General features: G+C 51.7%; 18 protein-coding genes. All 18 read left to right on the top strand.

Annotation, left to right across the window (positions count from 1 at the left end):
• Positions 1-93 precede the first annotated feature (93 nt).
• Complete coding sequence (locus tag L6H70_RS17390; RefSeq protein ID WP_236335163.1) at positions 94-699, top strand: xanthine phosphoribosyltransferase; 606 nt, start codon at positions 94-96, stop codon at positions 697-699.
• Positions 693-2,000: a nucleobase:cation symporter-2 family protein gene (locus L6H70_RS17385; RefSeq protein WP_236335162.1), complete on the top strand. Its 1,308-nt coding sequence runs from the start codon at positions 693-695 to the stop codon at positions 1,998-2,000. Before L6H70_RS17390 ends, L6H70_RS17385 begins: the two co-directional genes overlap by 7 nt.
• Before the next feature lie 128 nt (positions 2,001-2,128).
• On the top strand, positions 2,129-5,215 hold the full coding sequence (locus L6H70_RS17380; protein ID WP_236335160.1) for an ATP-binding protein: 3,087 nt from the start codon (positions 2,129-2,131) through the stop codon (positions 5,213-5,215).
• A 23-nt stretch (positions 5,216-5,238) separates the two neighbouring features.
• Positions 5,239-6,363: a response regulator gene (locus L6H70_RS17375; protein ID WP_236335159.1), complete on the top strand. Its 1,125-nt coding sequence runs from the start codon at positions 5,239-5,241 to the stop codon at positions 6,361-6,363.
• 109 nt (positions 6,364-6,472) lie between these two features.
• Complete coding sequence (locus L6H70_RS17370) at positions 6,473-6,679, top strand: hypothetical protein (RefSeq protein WP_423802849.1); 207 nt, start codon at positions 6,473-6,475, stop codon at positions 6,677-6,679.
• Positions 6,680-6,709: 30 nt separating this feature from the next.
• Entirely contained in the window at positions 6,710-7,411 is a 702-nt protein-coding gene (locus tag L6H70_RS17365) for a hypothetical protein (protein WP_423802844.1), read from the top strand.
• Positions 7,408-8,619 carry a glutathionylspermidine synthase family protein gene (locus L6H70_RS17360; protein ID WP_236335157.1) on the top strand — a complete coding sequence of 404 codons (1,212 nt, stop codon included), beginning with the start codon at positions 7,408-7,410 and terminating at the stop codon, positions 8,617-8,619. Before L6H70_RS17365 ends, L6H70_RS17360 begins: the two co-directional genes overlap by 4 nt.
• Positions 8,620-8,683: 64 nt before the next feature.
• Entirely contained in the window at positions 8,684-9,277 is a 594-nt protein-coding gene (locus tag L6H70_RS17355; RefSeq protein WP_236335220.1) for a hypothetical protein, read from the top strand.
• The gene (locus tag L6H70_RS17350; RefSeq protein WP_206102451.1) at positions 9,274-9,666 is read left to right on the top strand and encodes a DUF350 domain-containing protein; all 393 of its coding nucleotides are present in this window, start codon (positions 9,274-9,276) and stop codon (positions 9,664-9,666) included. The genes L6H70_RS17355 and L6H70_RS17350 overlap by 4 nt, the downstream gene beginning before the upstream one ends.
• A gap of 104 nt (positions 9,667-9,770) precedes the next feature.
• The gene (locus L6H70_RS17345) at positions 9,771-10,751 is read left to right on the top strand and encodes a potassium channel family protein (RefSeq protein WP_341482751.1); all 981 of its coding nucleotides are present in this window, start codon (positions 9,771-9,773) and stop codon (positions 10,749-10,751) included.
• A gap of 224 nt (positions 10,752-10,975) precedes the next feature.
• Positions 10,976-12,145, top strand: a complete 1,170-nt coding sequence (locus tag L6H70_RS17340; protein WP_236335154.1) for a glycosyl hydrolase family 8 — start codon at positions 10,976-10,978, stop codon at positions 12,143-12,145.
• A gap of 15 nt (positions 12,146-12,160) precedes the next feature.
• Complete coding sequence (gene wsfD, locus L6H70_RS17335; protein ID WP_236335153.1) at positions 12,161-13,696, top strand: glycan biosynthesis hexose transferase WsfD; 1,536 nt, start codon at positions 12,161-12,163, stop codon at positions 13,694-13,696.
• Positions 13,693-15,270 carry a hypothetical protein gene (locus L6H70_RS17330; RefSeq protein WP_236335150.1) on the top strand — a complete coding sequence of 526 codons (1,578 nt, stop codon included), beginning with the start codon at positions 13,693-13,695 and terminating at the stop codon, positions 15,268-15,270. The genes wsfD and L6H70_RS17330 overlap by 4 nt, the downstream gene beginning before the upstream one ends.
• A 27-nt stretch (positions 15,271-15,297) precedes the next feature.
• A complete protein-coding gene (locus L6H70_RS17325; RefSeq protein ID WP_236335148.1) occupies positions 15,298-16,548 on the top strand; it encodes a glycosyltransferase family 2 protein in 1,251 nt (416 codons plus the stop codon).
• A 42-nt stretch (positions 16,549-16,590) separates the two neighbouring features.
• Positions 16,591-18,687 carry a cellulose biosynthesis cyclic di-GMP-binding regulatory protein BcsB gene (locus L6H70_RS17320; RefSeq protein ID WP_236335145.1) on the top strand — a complete coding sequence of 699 codons (2,097 nt, stop codon included), beginning with the start codon at positions 16,591-16,593 and terminating at the stop codon, positions 18,685-18,687.
• The gene (locus tag L6H70_RS17315; RefSeq protein WP_236335218.1) at positions 18,677-19,531 is read left to right on the top strand and encodes a diguanylate cyclase domain-containing protein; all 855 of its coding nucleotides are present in this window, start codon (positions 18,677-18,679) and stop codon (positions 19,529-19,531) included. Before L6H70_RS17320 ends, L6H70_RS17315 begins: the two co-directional genes overlap by 11 nt.
• Before the next feature lie 217 nt (positions 19,532-19,748).
• Positions 19,749-19,997: a type B 50S ribosomal protein L31 gene (locus L6H70_RS17310; RefSeq protein ID WP_054942444.1), complete on the top strand. Its 249-nt coding sequence runs from the start codon at positions 19,749-19,751 to the stop codon at positions 19,995-19,997.
• A gap of 449 nt (positions 19,998-20,446) precedes the next feature.
• On the top strand, positions 20,447-22,018 hold the full coding sequence (locus L6H70_RS17305) for a diguanylate cyclase (protein WP_236335143.1): 1,572 nt from the start codon (positions 20,447-20,449) through the stop codon (positions 22,016-22,018).
• Positions 22,019-22,069: the final 51 nt, after the last annotated feature.

Below are 22,069 nucleotides of genomic sequence, written 5' to 3'. Positions count from 1 at the left end.
TTCACTTGAGAGAAACGCTCAAGTGAATCTGTCCTTTTTTTGTTTCGCTAAAGAATTGGGCAGGAAGAACCTTGAAGGAGAGAAGCTGCTGTTATGAGAGTATTAGAGGAACGTATTAGAGAAGAAGGCCTAATCCTGTCAGAGACCGTACTGAAGGTGGACTCCTTTCTGAACCATCAAGTGGATACGGAGCTTGCCCTGCAAATCGGGCAGGAGTTCAAGACGGTCTTTGGTCATCTGCCGGTTACAAAAATCTTAACCGTGGAGGCCAGCGGAATCCAGTTCGCCATGGCAGCGGGGATTGCGCTGGGAGTTCCCTTTATTTATGCCAAGAAAAAGAAGGCTGTTACCTTGTCAGAAGGGGTCTATTCCGCACCGGTTCATTCGTTTACCCGTCAGGAAGACTACGTGATCAGCATTTCACAGAAATATCTGGGGCCGGAAGACAAGGTGCTGATCGTTGATGATTTCCTCGCTACCGGGGCTGCGCTGGTCGGACTGGCTGACATCGTTGAGGAATCAGGGGCACAGCTGCTGGGTGTGGGTTGTGTGATTGAGAAGAGCTTTCAGGAGGGGCGGAGCCTGCTGGAAAAGAGAGGCATTCCGGTGCATGCACTGGCACGCATCTCTTCCATGGCTCCGGGAGAAGTCCATTTTATCGCTAATGAAGAGCAGATTAAGGAGAGTGCAGGATGTTAAGTAAGCAAAAGGTATTTGCCCTGGGATTGCAGCATGTGCTGGCGATGTATGCAGGGGCGGTCATTGTACCGCTGGTTGTAGGGGGCGCACTGAATTTGAGCGCAGCGCAGATGGCTTATCTGATCGCCGCCGATTTATTCACCTGCGGATTGGCCACTTTGCTGCAGGTCATCGGCAGCAAGCACTTCGGCAGCGGCCTTCCGGTCGTGCTGGGCTGCACATTTACTGCGGTCAGCCCGATCATTGCCATTGCCTCGGGATCTAACCTGGCAACCGCTTATGGTGCGATTATTATATCCGGTCTTTTTGTAGTGCTGGCAGCCCCGGTTTACGGGAAGCTGCTGAAGTTCTTCCCTACGGTAGTCACCGGATCTGTGGTAACGATCATCGGCCTCTCGCTTATTCCGGTAGCGATGAACAATGTGGCTGGCGGTCAGGGCAGCCCCGATTTTGGACAGCCCCGCAATCTGCTGCTGGCCTTGATCACGCTGCTGGTTATCCTTGTGGTGAACCGGATGGCTACAGGCTTCCTGCGTTCTGTTTCGGTGCTGGTAGGCCTCGCTGCCGGTACGGCAATTGGCTACTTCTTCGGTCTGGTAGATTTCTCTGCCGTTGGTACGGCCTCTTACATCAGTATCGCCCAGCCTTTCTATTTCGGCTGGCCGCAGTTTAGTGTGACGGCAATTTTCACGATGATTATCGTCAATATCGTTTCAATGGTCGAATCGACAGGTGTGTATTTCGCGGTCGGCAAGGCTACGGATCAGAAGGTGGAGGAGAAGCAGATCGTAAACGGCCTGCGCTCTGAAGGGCTGGCGATTATGCTGGGCGGGCTGTTCAACGCTTTTCCGTATACGGCGTTCTCCCAGAATGTCGGCCTGTTGTCCCTGACCCGTGTCAAGACACGCAATGTGATCTTCGCAGCAGGCGGAATTATGGTTGTGCTGGGTCTGCTGCCTAAACTGGCTGCGCTGACAACCGTTGTGCCGAATGCGGTGCTGGGCGGGGCAATGATCGTGATGTTCGGGTCCGTTGCCGCTTCCGGGATGTCTATCCTGTCCGAGGTGGATCTGCGCAAGGACGGCAATCTGCTGATTGCCGCCTGCAGCATTGCCGTTGGCTTAGGCTCTGCAGTACTGCCTTCCATGTTTGACCAGCTGCCGGAATTCGCAAGAATGCTGCTGCAAAACGGTATCGTTTCGGGATCACTGACAGCGATTATTCTGAACATCTTCTTATCCAAGACTCAGGATCATACCGTTGCTGCAGCTTCTCCAGCGCCTGCCCAAGAGATGAAATAAAATCTTCCAAATTTAATCTATAATAAGTTTGACTGCCGATTCCGAAATAAGTGGAATCGGTTTTTTTCTTTATTTACGAAAGTATTCCAATGTATAATTTTCACAGCAGCCAGAAAGGGGCAGAGAATATGAAGAAATATTGGCTAAGCATAGTGTGCAGCGTGCTGCTGGTATGCATAGTGCCGTTGTTCTCCATCCTTCAGAACCTTGTGGTGAAACAGGATATGCCGGTTTCCAGGCAAGGCATGATCGATTTGCGGAATTGGGATTTCCAGCAGGACGGGGTCGTGAAGCTGAACGGGGAATGGGAGCTTTACCGTGACAGGCTGCTGACGCCGGAGGATTTTCATTCACGGGAGTCCGGCCGGGCGGCTCCGGCAGTGTCTACGATGATCAACGTGCCGGAGAAATGGAATACCTACATATCGCCTACAGGAAAAAGTCAGGCCAAGGGATACGCTACCTACCGTCTGCAGGCGAAGGTTACCGGCGGTCAGGATGTTGTATACGGCCTGCGGACGCTTAATATCCGGTCAGCAAGCCGGATATTTATGAACGGTCAGGAGATCGGGAGCAGCGGTTTCCCCGCGGCCACTTCATCCGGGGGCAAATCTAACAATATTCCATACATGGGATTCGCCGCAGTGGACGGCGATAAGCTGGAGATTATCGTACAGGTGTCGAACTATATTTATTCCTCCGGCGGCATTGTACAGCCGATCCTTATCGGCGGGCAGTCAGCTATTCTGAAGCACCGGGAATTTGCCCTGTTTGTGGACGGGGCATCGCTGTTCGGATTTTTCGCGCTTGCCTTGTTTCTGCTGATGTTCTCTAGAGTAAGGGTGAGCCGGGGGATTACGCTGTACCTGGGATTGTTCAGCCTCTCGGCACTTGTGTATATACTGACGCACGGGGAGAAGCTGATTTCCGCTGTGCTGCCCGGTCTGCCCTACGAAATTGTGCTGAAGCTGCAGCTCGCCTCTTCCACACTTGTTTACTACTACCTGCTCAGATACGTGGCTAACTCGATCAACTACCCGATGCCTGAAGCGGTTATGAAAGCCTCCAAAGCGATCACTTCAGTGCTGCTGCTGATCGCAGTCTTCGTTCCGGCGCAGTATTTCAGTTATCTGGAGGGGATGCTTTTAACCTGGGGCGTTGTGGCTATAAGCTTTGTGCTCTACTCTATGGTTGCCGGGACAAGGCAAAATCCGAAGAATATGTTCCTGATGATGGTCAGCATAGAAAGCCTTAGTGTAGTCATCATTTACTATCTGACCAGCGTCTGGAATCTGACCTTTCATTATTACGTGCTGTCCTATGAAATTATTCTGTTCGGATTCTTCCAGGCCATTGTGATGGCCCGCCAATATGCCGCTTCTTTCCTTGAAGTGGAGCAGCTCTCCCGCAGGCTGATCACGCTGGACGGGTTGAAGGATGACTTCATGGCTGCTACCTCCCGTGAATTGCGCAGTCCCTTGCAGGGGATTGTGAACATTGCGCAGACGCTGGCAGAGGGGGCAGCAGGCCCATTAAATGCTCAGCAGAACGGACAGCTGTCGATGGTTGCCTCCACCGGTAAACGATTGTCCGCCCTGATCAATGATATGTCCGATTTCGCTAAGCTGAACCATGGGGATCTGTTTCTGCAGCGGCAGGCTGTAGATCTCCGTAGCGTAGCTTCCTCTGTTGTCGAGGTTACCCGTCATGTCACCGGCAACCCCGGCCTGAGTTTCAGATTGAATCTGCCGGAGGAGCTGCCGTTGATTGAAACGGATGAGCAGCGGCTGGCCCAGATTCTGTTCAATTTATTGGAAAATGCCGTAAATAATACCCAAACGGGTGTGATAACCGTGTCGGCAGAGGTTAAAGAAGATTATGTGGCTGTTCAAGTGGCTGATACCGGAGCGGGACATGCACCAGAGCGTTTAAGGACGCTTTTTGATGCCTATGACCCGCAAGTCACAGGAGCCCAGAAACTGTACCGTGAAAACGGTCTGGGCCTCAGTATTACCCAGAAGCTGGTGGAGCTTAACGGCGGAAAGATTGAGGTGCACTCTAGGCTGGGACAAGGGACAGTGTTCCGCTTTACCTTGCCGGTTCTAAAAGAATGGAGGGCCGTCCCGGAGCAGCATCTGGAAAAAGAAGTCTGGGAAACTGCAGCCACGGCGCAGCTGGAAGAAGATCCGCTTGGACGGATTTTAGAAGGGGAATGCTGCACAATCCTTGTTGTTGATAATGATCCTGTTAATCTGCAGGTGCTTTCTAATTCGCTCCGGCTGGAGAAGCATCAGGTAATTACGGCTGTCAGCGGCCCTGAAGCACTAATGATTATGCAGGAGCAGCCTGACCTTGACCTGGTTGTCATGGATTGGGCTATACCGGGAATGCCGGCATTGGCCTTATGCCAGGCCATTCGTGAGCGGTTCATCTTATCGGAGCTGCCGATACTCGTTCTAACCGCCGGGAACCGCCCGGAGGATATTCAGGCCGTATTGGAGGCAGGCGCCAATGATTATTTGAGCCAACCTGTAGAGCTGAGAGAATTCAGGGCGCGTGCGCAGACCCTGCTTGATATGCGCAAATCGATCCGCATGTCTGTTGAGACGGAAATCGCTTTTTTGCAGGCGCAGATTAAGCCCCATTTTCTATATAATGCGCTTAATGCTATTATCTCGGTTTGTCCGGATGATCCGGAGAAGGCAACCGATCTGCTACTGGATCTCAGCCAATATCTGCGCAGCAGCTTTGACTTTCAGAACCGCGGACAAACCATACCGATCGGGAAGGAGCTGGAGCTGGTGCGCTCTTATCTCGCTCTGGAGAAGGCAAGGTTTGACGAACGGCTGAACATTGAAATCGATGTGCCCGAGGGAATCAGGGAGCTGGTCCCGCCGCTCAGCATTCAGCCGATAGTCGAAAATGCCGTAAATCATGGACTGATGCAAAAGGAAGCCGGAGGAACGGTCACGTTGACGATCAGGCTTCTGCCGCGCCAGCTGGTGGTTGCAGTCTCTGATGACGGAATCGGTATGTCCCATGAGCGGATTGGTGAGGTGCTGTCGGAAGAACGTACCGGAGGCGGCATTGGTCTGAGAAATATTCAGCGGCGGCTGCTCAAAATATATGGAACGGGTCTAATGATTGAGAGTGTTCCCGGCACGGGAACCCGTATTTCCTTCGCCATTCCCCGAACGGATGCAGCTTTAGAATGACAAATAAGAGGTGAACCCGGCCTATGAAGGCAATATTGATAGATGATGAAAAACCTGCGCTGCAGCACCTTGAACGCCTGCTGGCCAGAGACGGGCGGCTGCAAATTACCGGCAAATACACTTCGGGGAAAATGGGGCTCCAGCATCTGCAACAGGAGAAGGCCGATATCGTCTTTCTGGATATCGGAATGCCGGAGATGAATGGCCTGGAAGCAGCCGAGCATATTATGGGAGTGGACCGCAGTATCCGGATTGTTTACATTACGGCATACACTGACTATGCCATTGATGCGTTTGAACTAAATGCGGTAGATTATTTGTTAAAACCGGTTACTGCCCAGCGGCTGAACAAAACGCTGGAGCGGCTGGTGGGCCGCGAAGAACCGGCAGAGGAAGCTTCCGTATCCCCGGCAGCCGAAGACAATCCCTATATCCGCAGCTTCAAACGGCTTGAGTTCATGGATCAGAATGACCCCGGGCGGAAAACACAGTGGAGAACAAGCAAGGCGCAGGAGGTTTTCGCGTTAATGCTTCATTACCACGGGCAATGGATCCTGAAGGATATGATCGTGGATCTGGTCTGGCCGGATTTCCAGCCGGAGAAGGCGGTTACCAATCTGCACACAACGGTGTATCATATCCGCAAGCTCCTGAAGACTTGGGGGATGGACGTGGTTGTGGAGTTTTCGCAGGAACGCTACCGCCTGGTTCTAGGGAAGGTGGCGCTGGATGTGGAGCAATTCGTACGAGGCTGGCTGGGCGGCCCTGTGGAGAGCGAACAGGAATGGGAGCGCCGGGAGGCTGTGCTGGCCTTATACCGCGGGGATTATTTAGGCGAGCATCCTTATGACTGGGCCGAGACGAAGCGCAAGGAGCTGCGGGCCAAGTATCTCCAGATGGCACTCCGTTCGGCAGAGTATGAACTGGGCTCCCAGCGTCCGCAGCAGGCACTCACACGGCTGACTGCACTGCAGGAGGTAGATCCCTATTCGGAGGATATTTGCAGGCTGGTACTGCGCAGTTATGCGGATTTGGGTGATTTTCTTGGATTCAGAAACCACTACGAAAACTACAAAACGCTGTTGCAAAGCGAACTGGGTATTCATCCCGGCAGCATTATGGATAACTGGGTGCAAAAGGTCTTTTAGTACCCTTTCCCTTCCTTCTGTTCCTGTTCAGGATGAAACGAAAAGAGGATAATTGCGTATCAGAAGCGTAATAGTTAACAGGAAGGAAGTGTAATAAGTGGATAATGGAATGGGTGTCATTTTGCTGGAAAAGATGCCGGAGGGCGACCTTCGCGTCATTGAGGAGCGCACGTGGAGCATGAATATGATTACCGCGCTGGAGCATGTCAATTACATTGTGGTCGGCAACCGGGAGTTTGAAGCGGTTGAAGGGCGGCTGAATGTGGACCAGGGGAAGCTGGAGCTTCTGCTCATCCCGATGCGGACCGAAGACTAAATGTAGGTTTCAGGAAAGGAGGCAATAAGGTTGGAGAACGATGAGCAAAAACCGAAGGGACCGGACAGGGAATCAGTCGGTTCTAAATTGTTTAATGCGGAAGGCAAACCGCTGCGTGTATTGTCCACCTCGCTGGGCATTGCGCTGCTGGCCAATGCGATGTTCATTCCGGGAGGCGTTCATGCAACCGGGAGCGGCAGCGGAGAAGAACCGCAGTTGGTCTCCTGGTCGACCGAAGAGGTCAAAGCTTATTTTGACAAAAATGTAGACTGGAACATTCCCTATCCGGAAGAGAACGCTGGAGAGACGGTCCAGGAGGGGACGGGAGTGGTTACCTCAGGCGGAACGACAGTCATCAATAACTACGGCGGCTACAACTCCGGGTTTGGCTGGGACGATCTGCTGCTCTACCACATGCTGTTCAACAGCGGTTCCTTCTATTCGTCCAGAGGCTGGTACAATGACCGGCCAACCTATTACGGCGGTACACGGACTACCTATAGACCGCCGTCTTACAACAGCGGCAGCTTTCAGAATAAGCCGGTCGCCGGATCAGTGGTTAAGCCTAGGACATCCACCTCTTCCACGGGTTCCATCACCCGAAGAGGTTCTTCCAAGGCCGGCGGGGTCGGAGGCACATCAAGCGGCCTGGGCTCTTCCAAAAGTTCAAGCTCCAGCAAGTCCGGTTCGTCATCCCGATCCGGCTCCAGCAAGAGCGGTTTTGGCGGATGACCAAGGTAGAGAGTGTCTTTCAATTACTGGATCAGTCAGCGCTGGAACGGGCGCCCCGGGTAGAACAGCTGCGTGAGCTGGGCTTTACCTGGGCTGATCTTGGGGAGGAAGAGTACTGGCTGGATGCAATTGCGGTCATGCCGGGAGAGCTCTACCGGGAGCTGGAGGAGGCTTCCGGGAAGTTATGGATGATCCTCGACAAGGCGGTACGGTACGTCCACCGCAGGCATGATCTGTATGATCTACTTGGTATCCCTCCTGTACTGTGGCAGATGCTGGATGACATGCCGCTGCCGGAACCGGGCCTGATCAGCCGTTATGCCCGGTTTGATTTTGCCGTGGCGGATGACGGCACTATTAAGCTGCTGGAGCTGAATGCGGATACACCTACAGGTTATGTGGAAGCTTCCATCGCGACACCATGGATCTGCGGGCAGGCCGGAATATCCAGCCCGAATGCTGGGATGAAGGAGCAGCTGGCCGGAGCCTGGGGTGAGGAACGCCCGGACACGGCAGCCTGTGTGGCCTACGGCTCTCATCAGGAGGATTCCGGCACGATTGAGGCGCTGGTCCGCCATAGCGGCCAGGACATTAAATGTGTGGATTGTCTGGATTTATGGATTGATAACGGAACGGTGTATGACGGGGAGAACCGGAGAATTGAGCGGATGTTCGCCCTGTACCCGAAGGAATGGATGGCGGTTGACGAAGGCGGAGATGCCCTTGCTTATGCCATAGAGACCGGGCGCCTGCAGCTGTTCAACGGCCCGCACAGCATTCTGCTGCAGTCCAAGGGATTGATTGCCGCGGTATGGGGCATGTATGAACTGGGGCTGCTGTTTACCGAAGAAGAACGCGGGGCCATTTCCAGCTACATCCTGCCGACCTACAATAAGCCGGTATTCTCCGGAAGCTTTGTATCCAAATCGGTGTTCGGACGTGAAGGCGGTTCTGTACGCCTGTATGGCGACACCGGGGAACTTGAGCTTGAGGATGAGGAAGGCTTTGACAGCAGTGTATTATTTCCAACCGTGTACCAGAAGCGGGCGCAACTGGCCCGGATTCAAACGGCGGAGGGTGAGCTTCATCTGCTGACCGGCATGTTCGTGATCAACGGGAAGCCCTGCGGGCTGCTCGGGCGGGCAGGCGGGCCAATTACAGGCAATGCCAGTCATTTTATCGCGCTAGGAGTGAGGGAGCTTGAATAGGAACCAACGGATAGAGAAGCGGATCAACGGAAGGGCGAGGATCCGGCTGAGTGCAGTGTTGGGTATGCTGCTGCTTGCGGTGCTGCTGAGTGCATGCTCCAGCAACGAAGACAGCGTATTTCATACCGGGACTCCAGCAGAAACAACGGCCAGTGTATCGCGTGTACCCTGGGATTACCGGGTAGTGGAGAGTACAGTGGGCGATTTGGTCGGTAGCGACATGACTGTATTGCCTGATAATGAGCTTCTGCCCAATGACGGCAATTATGCTACGGGCGACAAGATTTGGACGCTGCAGTTCATGGATGCCGAGATGACTACAGATGCCGATCAGAAGAATGAGGTCCGCCTGTCTGCCTGGACTACGATCAAATCGTACGGGACGCAAGAAGCGGCAGCGGAAGATCTGAAGAATCTGAAAGTATCGATTACCACCGATGTTGACCTTGTCGGGGTATATAAGACCAAGTATCAGGAGAAGACGAGAAACTTCGCCGTGCTTGAGCTGCCCTCCGGCAACCGGATCAAGCAGCCGATAGACGATAAGCGCTACACGGCACTGGAGAAAGCAAAAACAGCCTCTGTAGTGCTGGAGGAAGTGCATGATTTCGCCGATTATGATTCGGCTTATGCGAAATTTCGGGGGTGGGCAAAATGACGATAGTTATTAATCTGGTAGTAAGTGTTTTAACGATCATTCTGCTGCAAGTGCTCGGCATGGTCGTCTTTACCCTGATGACTCCATTTAAGGATATGGACGAGATTAAGAAGGGCAATGTCGCTGTAGCATTGGCGCTCGGCGGAAAATTCCTGGCTACGGCGATTATCCTGGGGGTAGCGGCCTATACGAATACGTCGATCTGGCACATGATGCTGTGGTTCGCTGTAGGGTATGTCTGCCTGATCGCGGCGTACTGGATATTTGAGCTGTTTACCCCTGGCTTCAGAATATCCGAACAGCTGCAGAAGGGTAATGTAGCCGTGGGCACCATGCTCTGTCTGGTTTTCATCGGAACCTCCTTTGCCGTCAGCAGTCTGATCATTTAAGCTTCTGGGGCTGCCCCGCACGGTGTTATCCGTGCGGGGCACCATATTAATTAGGGAAGAGGGGCGGGCGGATGCATTTTCTCCTCAGGATATCAGGAAAGCTGATGGCTCTTAAGAAGAAGACCATTGCACTTATGATTCTTTGTTTTGTTGTTCTGAGCGCCACCATTGCCTACACACTGGAGCCCGGTACCTTTAACAACTGGTTCAACGCGTTCTACTGGGTAATGACAACGATGTCTACCGTCGGCTATGGCGACTTTTTTGCCAAGACGTTTTCCGGTAAGCTGTTCACTATTTTTCTATACATCTTTGGCATCGGTCTGTTAAGCTTGGTCATCGGTAAAGTGGTTGAGGCCATGGGGGAGATACAGAGGAGGAGAGGGGCTGGAACCTTGAGCTTTCACGGGAAAAATCATGTGCTGCTGATTAACTGGAGCCGGAAAACGCAGGCGGCCGTAGATGAGATTCTATGTTATGACCCGAAGTGCCGGATTGTCATCATTGACGAAATAGGTCAGCATCCGCTGGAGCAAATGGAGCAGGTGCATTTCATCAGCGGCGATGCCTCAAGCGATGATATTCTGCTGAAGGCCGGCATCGGGGAAGCAAGAGCGGCCATTGTATTTGGCGACAACCGCATAGACGAAGCCTCGCTGATTGACGGCAAATCGCTGCTGATCGTCTCAAGCATTGAGCGGATCGCCCCGCAGGTACATACTACAGTCGAGATTATGCAGGAGAAGAATATTAAGAACTTCCGGCATGTTCATGTGAATGAGTTCGTACTTTCGCATGATGCCATCTCCAGGCTGGCCGTGAGGTCGGCTCTGCAGGAAGGGAATTCTGAGGTGATCAGCCAGCTGCTCAGCCGCCAGCATGGCGACGACATCTATGAAGTGCCGCGGAACCCAGCTTGGCGAACCTACGGGGAAGCCTTTCAGGATCTGCTCCTTCAGGGGGCTACCCTAATTTCCGACCATAGCGATATGGGCATTAACCGTAAGCTAGACCAGCCGATCCCGGCCGATGCACGATTATATATTGTCACCGATGAAGAAACTTATCGCAGAATCAAAGGATAGGCACGGAATGATCTAATTTATTCTTCATACCAATAGAGCCAATAGAGCTGCCTAAGGTTGTTTTTGACCTGAGGGTAGCTCTTTTTGTGTTACAAGTCTGTTTTTTTACAAAAAATAGTAGGAAAAACGAATCATTTTGTTGCTTTGACACAAAATAATTGGTAAAACAGTCAACTTTGTGACTAATATTACCGTAATATAGTTATCGACAAAATACGCCCTTCATGGAGAGTGATGATTTGGGTAGAGGACGCAGCACAGTTCTTGCTTGTCTGATGTCTCTTGCCTTCTTGGCCGCCTACAGCAACGGGGCGCAGCCGGTACCTTCAGCAAGTGCAGTAGTCTCGCCCAGCTCATCAGCGGGACCGGGACAGCCGTCAGAAGAGCATGTAAAAGAAAAGCAGGAACTATATACTTTCATAAATACGAAACTTACCGGCCCCTTTGGGGTGTATACCAATTTACTGGATACGGATCAGTCGGCAGAAGCCGCCACCGGTCATGAGGTATTAAGCGAGTCAGCCTCCCTGATGATGTTAAGTGCTGTCCGCAGCGGTGATGCACAGCTTTTTGCCCGGCAATGGGCGCTCGGCAAACAGACCTTCGACGTGGAAGGCGGATTCAGCTACCGGTACAGCCCGAAGCTGCAGAAACAGTACACGGTTAATGCGGCGGTGGACGACCTGCGGATGATCGGTGCCTTATTTGCTGCGGGAGAGGTTTTCGGGAATCAGCAGTATACAGAGGAAGCTGAGCAATATTCCAGGAGATTCTATTCTAGTAATGTTAAAGACGGAAAAATGTATGATCTATATGACAATTTATACCAACAAAATAACGGGTTTATTACTTTGTGTTATATTAATCTGAGTGTGTTGCGAAAATTGTCGATTGATAGCGAATCTTTAGGTATTTTGTTGGATAATATGAGCAAAATTCTTGAGCAGGGCTATCTGTCAGACTCATTTCCTTTCTATGAAACGAGATTTGATTATAAGTCCGGAGCGTACGGATCAGAACATATCAATACAGTGGAATCGCTGCTGAGCATTCTGAATTTGGCAGAGGCGGGCCGCCAGCGTCCGGAGAGCATCCGCTTCATCAAGCAGCAGGTCGAGGCAGGTACGCTGTACGGACAATATACCCGTGAAGGAAAACCCGCGAATGATGTCCGCTCCACGGCAATCTATGCGCTGACGGCGATGATCGGTGCGGTGGCCGGTGATGCTGCCCTCTATGAAGCAGGTATCGGGCGGATGAACGAGTTCAGAATTACAGATCCTGCAAGTCCGCTGTACGGCGGGTTTGGTGATCCGAATACCGGCCAGGCGTACTCTTTTGACAATCTGATGGCTTTATTAGCCTATTCCTATCAGCCCAAAAACGAACAATAACGAAGGTGAATCCGCATGATCTACAACACTGTGAAAACAACCCTGCGGCAGGGCGTCATGCTTGCCGGCTTCCGTGCATCCCCCGCCTTTATTGCGGCCTTCGGAGTACTGCTGATTACGGTGGTCGCCCTGTTTACGGCTCCTTATATCGGGATGGCTGATAACGGCGACTTTTTCCGCAATATTTACAGCAATGGACTCTATTTCAGCCAGCCGGATTATGACAGCCAGTATTTTGGCTATTTCGTGAAGCATTTTGGAATCTATCAATACTATAACGAGAATGGGGCGACCCTTGATTCTTCCCAGTCTCTGTTCATCAAGCTGGCTATAGGCCTGAATAAACTGCTGTTCAACAGCACGGTGTTCGATATCCGGTTCCAGGCGGCCGTCTATACGATTCTTTATGTAGCCGCTATTTATTTGCTGGTGGAAGCGATCACGTGCCGGATGACCCGGAAGCAGGGGATGATCGTGGCGGTGCTTGCGGTTTTCATTTTTGGCGATACGGGATACACCGCGTATTTCAATTCTTTTTACAGTGAGAGCCTTGTGCTGATCATGATGCTGTTCATCTTTGCCGCATGGCTGCTCCTGTACCGCAAGCAGTACAATGATTATTTTTTGCTGGTGCTGTTTGTAATCAGCGGGCTGATTCTGACGACCTCCAAACAACAGAATGCTCCTGTAGGTATTATTTTATCCGTGCTGGGTATCTCGCTTCTGTGGGTAAGGAGAGACCGGATTTTCCGCAGTCTTACGGTGGTCTCGCTGCTTCTGTTGCTGGCTGCCGGAATTGGAACCTATCTTAATATCTCCAAGGAATTCGTAAACATCAACCAGTATCATGCGATGACCCGCGGCGTACTGCAGGATTCTGCCAATCCGGAGACTTCGCTGGAATCCTTCGGGATCAATGGGCAGTATGCGATTCTAAAAAGCAATATTTACTATGAGCAATACGGGACGGTCGATGTGAATTCGCCGCTTCTGGAGAAGGATTTCTACAGCAAATACGGTTTTGTCTCTATTCTAAAATATTATGTCAGTAACCCTAGCCAGCTCAGCTCGATGCTCAATGTGGCTGCCCAGAGCGCTTTTTCGATCAAGCCGGCGGCTATGGGCAATTATGAGGAAGCGGCGGGTAAGGAATTCCGGGCCCAGAGCCATTTTTTTACACTCTATAGTCTGTTGAAGGGGATTCTGGCCCCCAAAACCTTCGGGTTCATCCTGCTCTGGATGGTGCTGGTTATCGGTTTATATATGCCCTCCTTTGTAAAAGCGTTGAAGGCACGGGATCCCAGAGGCATGCAGCGGATGGTGCTGATTGTGGCCAGCATGGCGATAGGATTGTCCGGGATTCTGGTTTCCGTCATCGGAGCGGGGGATGCGGACATCTCGAAGCATGAATTTTTGTTCACCCTGGCCTTTGATCTGGTCTCACTTCTGGCAGTATCCGGTGTGGTCGGGCGGAGAGTCTCGGGCAGCCGCGAACCGGCAGCGGACAGAGCCGGCAAAATTCCGAATGTGCAGGAGGGCGTCAGCGCATGAGCCGGCATAAGGATGCCGGGCTCACGCTGCTGGTGGCGCTGCTGCTGATTATAGCTGTATTCGTCCAGCCGGCTGTCCCGGCTCACGCTGCCGCCGAAGCGCAGTCCGCCGTGCAGCAGCCCAAGGTTCTGCTGCTGTATGACAGCCTGGCAGCGGGAACCCCGCGGGAAGGCAATGTGCGGGAAGTGCAGCGCCAGCTGGCCGCGTATCATGTGCAGGTCACAGTGGCCGCGCTGGACCGCTATGAGCAGGGAATGATGACAGTGTTCCCAAGCGTCATAACCGTTATCAATGCGCCTGATCTGATGCTGTCTCAGAATAAGCCGTATATGGAAGACTTAGAGCAGTACAACGGACAATATTTGCATATTGGCTATCAGCCTCCGGCCAGGCTGGAGCAGGCCTTGCAGCTGTCCACCGGACTGGCGGAGGAGGAGAGTGCAACGCTTACGGCCGGGGCGTTCCGCTCTGAGGATCTTAAGCTGCTTCAGGTGCCTTATATTACTTCCAGTAAGGCAGAGCGGGAATATGGCAGCCTGTTCTTGAAGAGCAGCGGCCGCGTGGTTCCGTATGCTGTTAGCTCCGGCAACTTCACATATATTCCTTACCTGGAGGAAGGCAATGTTAGTAGGCTGGCGGCAGCTGCTGTGCTGAAGGATTGGCTGAGGGCTGCTCCCGCAGCCGGACCTTTTCTCGTTATTAAGGAAATTTATCCGTTCTCCGATCTGGCGCTGCTGGAAGAACTGGCCGGCCGTCTGTATGAGGCGGGTATCCCCTTCACCGCCAGTGTGCGTCCGGTATTCAGCAACACGGATTTTCCAGCCATGCAGCGGTATTTGAAGGCGCTCAAGGTGGTTCAGGCGAAGAACGGAAGCATTCTGGTCAATGCTCCGGCCCTGATGCCCTCCATTAACAGCAGTGATCATACGCTCGGCGGCAAGATGAGCGGGTTCATTAATCTGCTGGCCGAGAACGGCGTAGCACCGCTCGGCATGGGTGCGGAAGCCTTCTGGACCTACGACAAGGAATATGCTGCAGCTGGCATGGGTTATTTTGACTCCGTGGTGCTGTTTCCGGACGAGAACGTTATTCATATGGAAGAGACCAACGTCTCCGCAAGCTTTGCCTCCTCGCTGTACAGCATAACGCCGGAGTTTCTGCAGAGCCTGAAGCACGAGGGGAAGGCCATGCCGCAGCTGCCGATGGATGCTGCGGTGACAGTGAATCTTCCGGAGGATGAGGCTGGACTTTCGCTATTGCTGCAGACTTTGGACGACTTATGGATTACCTTTGCCGATTATAAGCAGGCTGGCCATACGGTAGCTACGGATACGAACACTGTAAGCTCCGCGGATGGCGTTGTTAAAGTGAACGGCAGCACGCTCAATATTGACTATGTACCGGAAATTGTCAGCAGTGATTATCAATACAAAGAAGAGCAGTTCAAAAGCTTCAAGACATTGTTCAGTGTGCAAAGCAAATTTTTCATCGTAGTGATTACCGTCGCGCTTCTGCTCTTCGGGGGACTGCTCACGGTCGGCTACAGGCTGTACCGGAAGAAATACCTGAAATGAACAATTTTTACGCATAAGGAGAACAACATGACGATCTCAGACGTGCTGATGGTGATTGCGGTGATCTGTATCTGGTCGCTGCTGCTGGTAAATGTGGCCCTGATTATAGCCGGATATTTGTATTACATTCAAACGGAGAATGAGGGTGTCCCTGAGATTAAGGGCGAGTATCCGTTCGTGACCATCATGGTTCCCGCGCACAATGAGGGTGTGGTCATCAGCAAAACCGTGGAATCCCTGCTGGCGCTTGATTACCCGCATGACCGTTATGAGATCATCGTCATTAATGATAACTCTTCGGATAACAGCGCCCAGCTGCTGGGAAATATACAGGAACGGAACCCTCAGCGTAATCTGCTGGTCATCAACACCGATTCTGTCACTGGCGGCAAAGGAAAGTCCAATGCGCTCAACATCGGATTTGCCCGCAGCAGAGGCGAGCTGATTGCCATTTATGATGCCGATAATACGCCGGAGCGGACGGCACTGAAATATCTGGTTGCTGAGATTGTGTCAGATTCAAGCCTCGGCGCCGTTATCGGCAAGTTCAGAACCCGCAATCGTGATGCCAGTCTGCTCACACGGTTTATTAATATAGAGACGCTCTCGTTTCAATGGATGGCGCAGGCGGGGCGGTGGAAGCTGTTCAAGCTATGCACGATTCCCGGAACGAACTTTATTATGCGCAGATCGATTGTGGAAGCCATCGGCGGCTGGGACGTCAAAGCAATTGCCGAGGATACCGAAATCAGCTTCCGGATCTATATGATGGGCTACCGGATCAAGTTCCAGCCGAAGTCAGTCACCTGGGAGCAGGAGCCGCAGACCGTGAAGGTCTGGTTCAAGCAGCGGACCCGCTGGGCGAAGGGGAATGTCTATGTCATTGTCAAAAACCTGCCGCTGCTGTTCGACCGGACGGCGTCCAAGATCCGGTTTGATATTCTTTATTACGTGTCGATCTACTTCCTGCTGCTAATCTCGCTGATCACCTCCGATCTGCTGCTTGTGCTGCATGCGATGGGATATGTTCATACGACGATTGCCGGACTAAGCAGTTTTCTATGGCTGCTGGCCATTGTGCTGTTCGTAGTGGGGATCTTCGTCACGCTTACCACAGAGAAGGGCGAGATGAGCCTGTCGAACTTTTGGATCATTCTGCTGATGTATGTCTCGTACTGCCAGCTGTGGATGGTTGTCGCCGCCTATGGAATGTACAACTACCTCAAGGATGTCATCTTCAAACGGGAAGCGAAATGGTATAAAACCGAGCGCTATTAAAGGCCGGAGGAAGAGAAATAAGACATACAGGAGATACAGAAGATGATAAAAAAACAGATGATGATATGGGCGCTCTGCCTCTCCCTTGTCCTGATTCAGCTTCCGGCAGCCGCTGCCGCCGCTGCACCTCCCGGAGCTGGCAAACTGACGTATGAGACCTCCTTTACAGGCACCGACACTTCGCTCTCGGGCGGAGAGGTGCAGCAGCAGTATTTTTCGGTAATGGATTACTGGAATGTGAACAGTGTGAAGATCAATCTGCATTTTCAAGTCTCGCAGATTACGAAGGACCAGCAGTCAAGTATAACCCTGTCGCTAAACGGCACGCCCTTTTACTCGTTCCGTCCTTCTCCAAGCAATAACGGGGAGCAGATATTGAGTATTCCTGCGCCTAAGGCTTTTCTGAAAGAAGACAGCAACACACTCACCCTGCAGGGCGATCTCAAGACGGCCGGGGACAATAATCAGGTGTGTTATGTGGACAACTCGCCAGATAACTGGCTGCACTTTTTCAATACTTCGGGTATTGCCGTGACCTATACTTCCAAAGCACTGACCGGGGGCATCCGTGATTTCAGTGAACGGTTCTCCGGAATAGATACCGTAAAGAGCAATAAGAGTCTGATGACGGTGCCGGAGAATGCCAGCAGTGCTGAGCTGGAATCAGCCACCTATGCCCTGTCGGGATTTGCCAAAGAGAATGCCCTGACGGATAAGACGATCGGAATGCTGCCTTACCGGGAGGATTCCGTGCAAGACAAGAATGCGGTGGTGCTGGTCGCCATGTACGACCATGTGCCGGGTGAACTGAAGCAGCTGCTAAGCGGGACGGAGGATCTGGCGACACATGCGCTGATCCAGCTGGTGAACAAGGATACCCTGCCTACGCTGGTAGTAACCTCGAAGGACGAGAATCTGCTCATCAAGGCTGGGAGAATGGCTGCAAGCACCGGACTGATGAGTCAGATGAATAGTGATTTGAAGGTGATTGATGATGCCACAGAAGTGAACGAGCCGGCTTATGTCATCAGTTCGGATGTGGCGCTCACGGAGACCGGCGATAAGTTATCTGGGCCGAACCACCGGGAGCAGACGTATTTTGTCTCTTTGCCGTCCAACCGTTCGATTGCCGATTCCGGGAAAATCAGTCTCGATTTCCGCTATGCGGAGAATCTAGATTTTGCCCGTTCACTCGTTACGGTAAGCATCAATGATACGCCGATCGGCAGCAAAAAGCTGACGAAGGAGCTGGCGAATGGCGACACACTAACCTTGACGGTGCCGCAGAACCTGGGGATTTCCGGGAACTTCTCGGTGAAGGTAGCCTTTGATCTGGAAATGCAGAGTGCAGTCTGCACGCCGAATACAGAGCAGATGCCCTGGGCGTATATCGGCAAGGAATCGCTGCTGCATCTGAATACTAAGGATCGTACGGATCTGCTGTTTAACAATTACCCGTACCCGTTCCTGCGTGATGGAATCTATAACCATGTAGCCGTAGTTCTTCCGCAGGAGATGGATGACTATACGTATCAGAGTCTGGCGAATGTTTTTAATCTGCTGGGTCAATATACGAGTGGGAATACCGGAGACATTCATTATTACACGGATGAGGTCAGCGCGGACAATCTGAAGAACAACAATATCCTGGCCATCGGCTCTTATAAGAACAACAAGGTCATCCGGGACAGCAACGACAAGCTGTATTTCAGGTACAGCAAGGATGGAGCAACGCTAGTTTCCAATGAAAAAATGAGCATTGAAGAGCAGTACGGGGCAGAGATTGGAACTTTGCAGCTGGTGGATTCCCCCTACGAAAGCGGCCGCGGACTTATGGCGGTAACAGCGGTGAACTCCGGGGATTATTACCTGGCTTCCAAGCTGATTGCCAGCGAAAAGGACAAGTGGAAGGTCTATGGTGACGGTGTGGTAGCGGATAAGGACGGAAACGTCAGCGCGTACCGGTTCAAGAAAGTTACGGGGGCAGAACCAGACTCCGCACTATCGCAAATCGTGGAGCGTAGTGATGTGCTTGGTTTCGTCATTGCCGTGGTGCTTGTGGTTGCCCTCGTTCTTGTAGCGCTGCTTCTGCTACTCCGCAAACATATGAAGAAACGTGGTGATAGACATGAGACGTAACCGCAGCAGTCTGGTCTCCGATCTGGGGTTCCTTGGATTTCTTGTGCTGGTGTTCATCTGTATTGTGTTTATCGCCGGCTCGGGCAATGATTATATCCAGAATATTATCATTCTGAATATCGCGTTTATTCTGGCGCTCGTAACCTATTTCACCACGGTGACTGCCGGTCTGGCGCTGAATCTCGCCTTTATCTTCGGTTATGGCTTCTTCATCGTCTATCAGACCGTGTCGCGGGGAGAGACGATTGGCATCAGCACGTATTTCTGGCTGATCATGGTTCCGCTGATTACGGTGGTGCTGTGGATCTTCACGTCCAGCTCACGGGAGCTGGAGGCCGAGAATGAACGTCTGAAGAAGACGACGGCTAATCTCGCTACCGTTGATGAGAACACCGACCTGCGGAACAGCATTTCTTTTCAGAAGGATGCCAGCCTGTTTACGGGGATTTCCACCCGCTACGGGATTCCCCTCACACTGCTCGTCATCAAGGTGAAGTATTGGAGCGAGATCCGCCGTCTGATTCCAGAGGATCAGCTGTCTGACGCGATTTATGACGTCTCCCAGCTCAGCCAGTCCAGCATCCGCACTAATGATGCGCTGTACTTGCTGGATAAGGAGGAGGCTACCTGGGGGCTGCTGCTCTTTACGGACCGTGAGGGAGCCAAAATCGTGATCGAACGGATTAAATACAAGCTCCAGGAATTGAATGAGCATGAATTCTCCGGCAAATACAAGGTGAATCTGGGGCTGAAGATCGGAGCTGTACAGTATGAGGCCGAGACGATCGAGAATCCGCTGGATTTCATTGTGCAGACTAAAAAACAATTGGAGTATGATGTGTAAGCTGCCCTAGTGAATAGGAGCAGATTTATTAGTAAAGAATATACGCATTCCCTAAAATCGGGCTTAGGTTGACTCCCGGGAGGAGAGCGCGTATGATGAAGAGGTGTGGAAAATCGTAAGATTTACGCATTTCCCTTCGTCTAAAGCTTAGTATCAATAGACCTAGAGATGGCTTCATATGAATATAGACAATGTTTTCGGGAAGGAGGTTATCACTATGAAAGAAGGAATACACCCAAGAGTGAACCAGGTCATTTTCCTGGATGCCAGCGTGGGCTTCAAGTTCTTGAGCTCATCCACTAAGTCATCCGGCGAAACAATGGAATGGGAAGACGGCAACACGTATCCGGTGATCCGTGTGGACGCAAGCTCCGCATCGCACCCTTTCTATACAGGCAAACAGAGAGATGCAGAAACTGGCGGCCGTGTGGACAAGTTCAAACAACGGTTGGCCCAGAAGAAATAAGGGATCCAGTCAGCAGAAAAGGGATACTTGCGCAGTCATGTGATGACGGTGCAGTATCCTTTTTTTTTGTTTAAGCAATGTATTTTACGGGTAATAATAAGCAGGTGGGAAGTGGAATTATCAATTAACGGATGGAACGGCATGTAATGTGTATTCCGAAAGGTAGTTGATTCACCCATGTACTATCTGAAATGGAAACGAAACCGAGGGTGGCGACGGTTGTTTTCAGGAAAAGCCCCCTAGCAATTGGAAACTGGCATAACTAAATAAACACTTCTCACCTTTTTGAAGACTCTACAGGCTGCCTGTAGGGTCTTCGTGTGTATCCCTGGCATATTCTAGACATTTTCTGCTTCCAAAATAAGACACATTTGTTCTGAATGGTTCAATTGTGCAAAAGAGTAGGATATAATAAGGCAGGGCTATCACAAAAATAGGAGAAATATGACATGCCGTGGATGCAGGGTTATCCCTATTATTTAATTATGGGCAGTGTTCTAAGTCTCTACATGGGCGTCAACTCTTATAAGCATCACAACACACCAGGAAGACGCTATTTATGGATCTTAATGCTGCTGGTCAGCGTAATATTTGCGGCTACGGCCGGAGAGATCCTCTCCGCTTCCTTTCAGGCCAAGCTGTGGTTTAGAAACATTCAGCAGGTCCCGCTGCTGCTCAGCACCATATTTACTTATGCTGTTATCAAAGATTACGTATCGCGTTCTTCGGCGGGGCTGAACAGGCGGCTTGCAGTGATTTGTATTCCTGTAGTTTTGGATGTGCTGCTGATCTTTACAGACTCTTACCATCATCTGATGCGTAGCAGCGTGGGCATGAATACAGTGGCGGGCGTGAGCGGAATCGTAGTGCACCCGACCGTGCTGAACATGGCCTTGATTGCCTATGACCAGCTTTTTGGCGTGTATGCTGTTTTTCTGCTTGCGGTTTCCCTGCAGAGCTCATCGAAATATTATTTCAAATGGAATGTGCTGCTGCTGGCCAGTCTCTTCATTCCAGTCGCCTCTATCTTTTTACTTCCGCTGCTCAAGATAACCGTTGTCGGATTTACCGCATTTACCTATTTGCCGCCTGTATTCATAACCTATTTCTCTTTGTTTAGGGATCCAGAGCTCTCCTTATACCCCCGGGCGAAGAAGCAAATTGTCGAGAAAATGAAGGATGGCATCGTGCTGACAGACCGCTACAACAATATTATTGATGTGAACGAAGCGGGGGAGCTTATGCTCTCGGCCTTGGCAGAGCGGCAGGTCAGCTCATGGGTGGGCAAAAATATCTTCATGCTGCTGGAGCAGTACGGGGAAGTGGCGGTGTATTACTACCAGCAGATTGAAGGGCAGTTCGAAATTGAGGTTCCCGGCACGGCCGACGTCTGTTACGGGCTGTCTCTGATTGCCACCGAGAACAATTACGGGCAGGCTGTAGGCATGCTGATCGTGATCCGTGATCTCAGTGAGAAAAAGCGGTATGAGCGCGAGCTGCTGTACCAGGCGACTGTAGATGATCTCACGGGCCTCTACAACCGGAGGCACTTCATGCGTCTGGTGCAGAACTATGCCATGCAGGACGGGTCAGGAAAGGCGCTGCTGCTGTTTGACATTGATGATTTCAAGTTAATAAATGATACATACGGTCATATGGCCGGAGACCAGGCACTGGTCGATTTCTCCAAAAAGGTACTTAAGCTATACGGGAATAACGGAATCGCCGGCAGGATTGGAGGCGAGGAGTTCGCTGTATGCTTCTTTGCAGACAGCGAAGAGGCCGCGCTCAGGGAAGCGGAGACCTTTCGTGCCGAGGTGCAGAAACATATCGTCAGGCTGGAAGGCGGACTTCAGATCAGGCTTACGGTCAGCATCGGCATTGCGTTCACGGAGCGCTGTGATGCAACCTTTGAGGATTTTTACCGTGAGGCCGACGAGGCCCTGTATATATCCAAGACCGCCGGCAAAAACAGGGTTACGCTGGGACGGCGGCCGGTTCTGATGCAGGTCCGCAAATAAAAAACGAACCCGGCTGTCCACATCCCTGCGGTGTGGAAAGTGGTTCGTTTT

Origin of the sequence: Paenibacillus auburnensis (assembly GCF_927798115.1) — a bacterium.
Classification (GTDB): Bacteria; Bacillota; Bacilli; order Paenibacillales; family Paenibacillaceae; genus Paenibacillus_AQ; species Paenibacillus_AQ auburnensis.
This window is presented reverse-complemented; position numbering and strand designations above follow the sequence as displayed.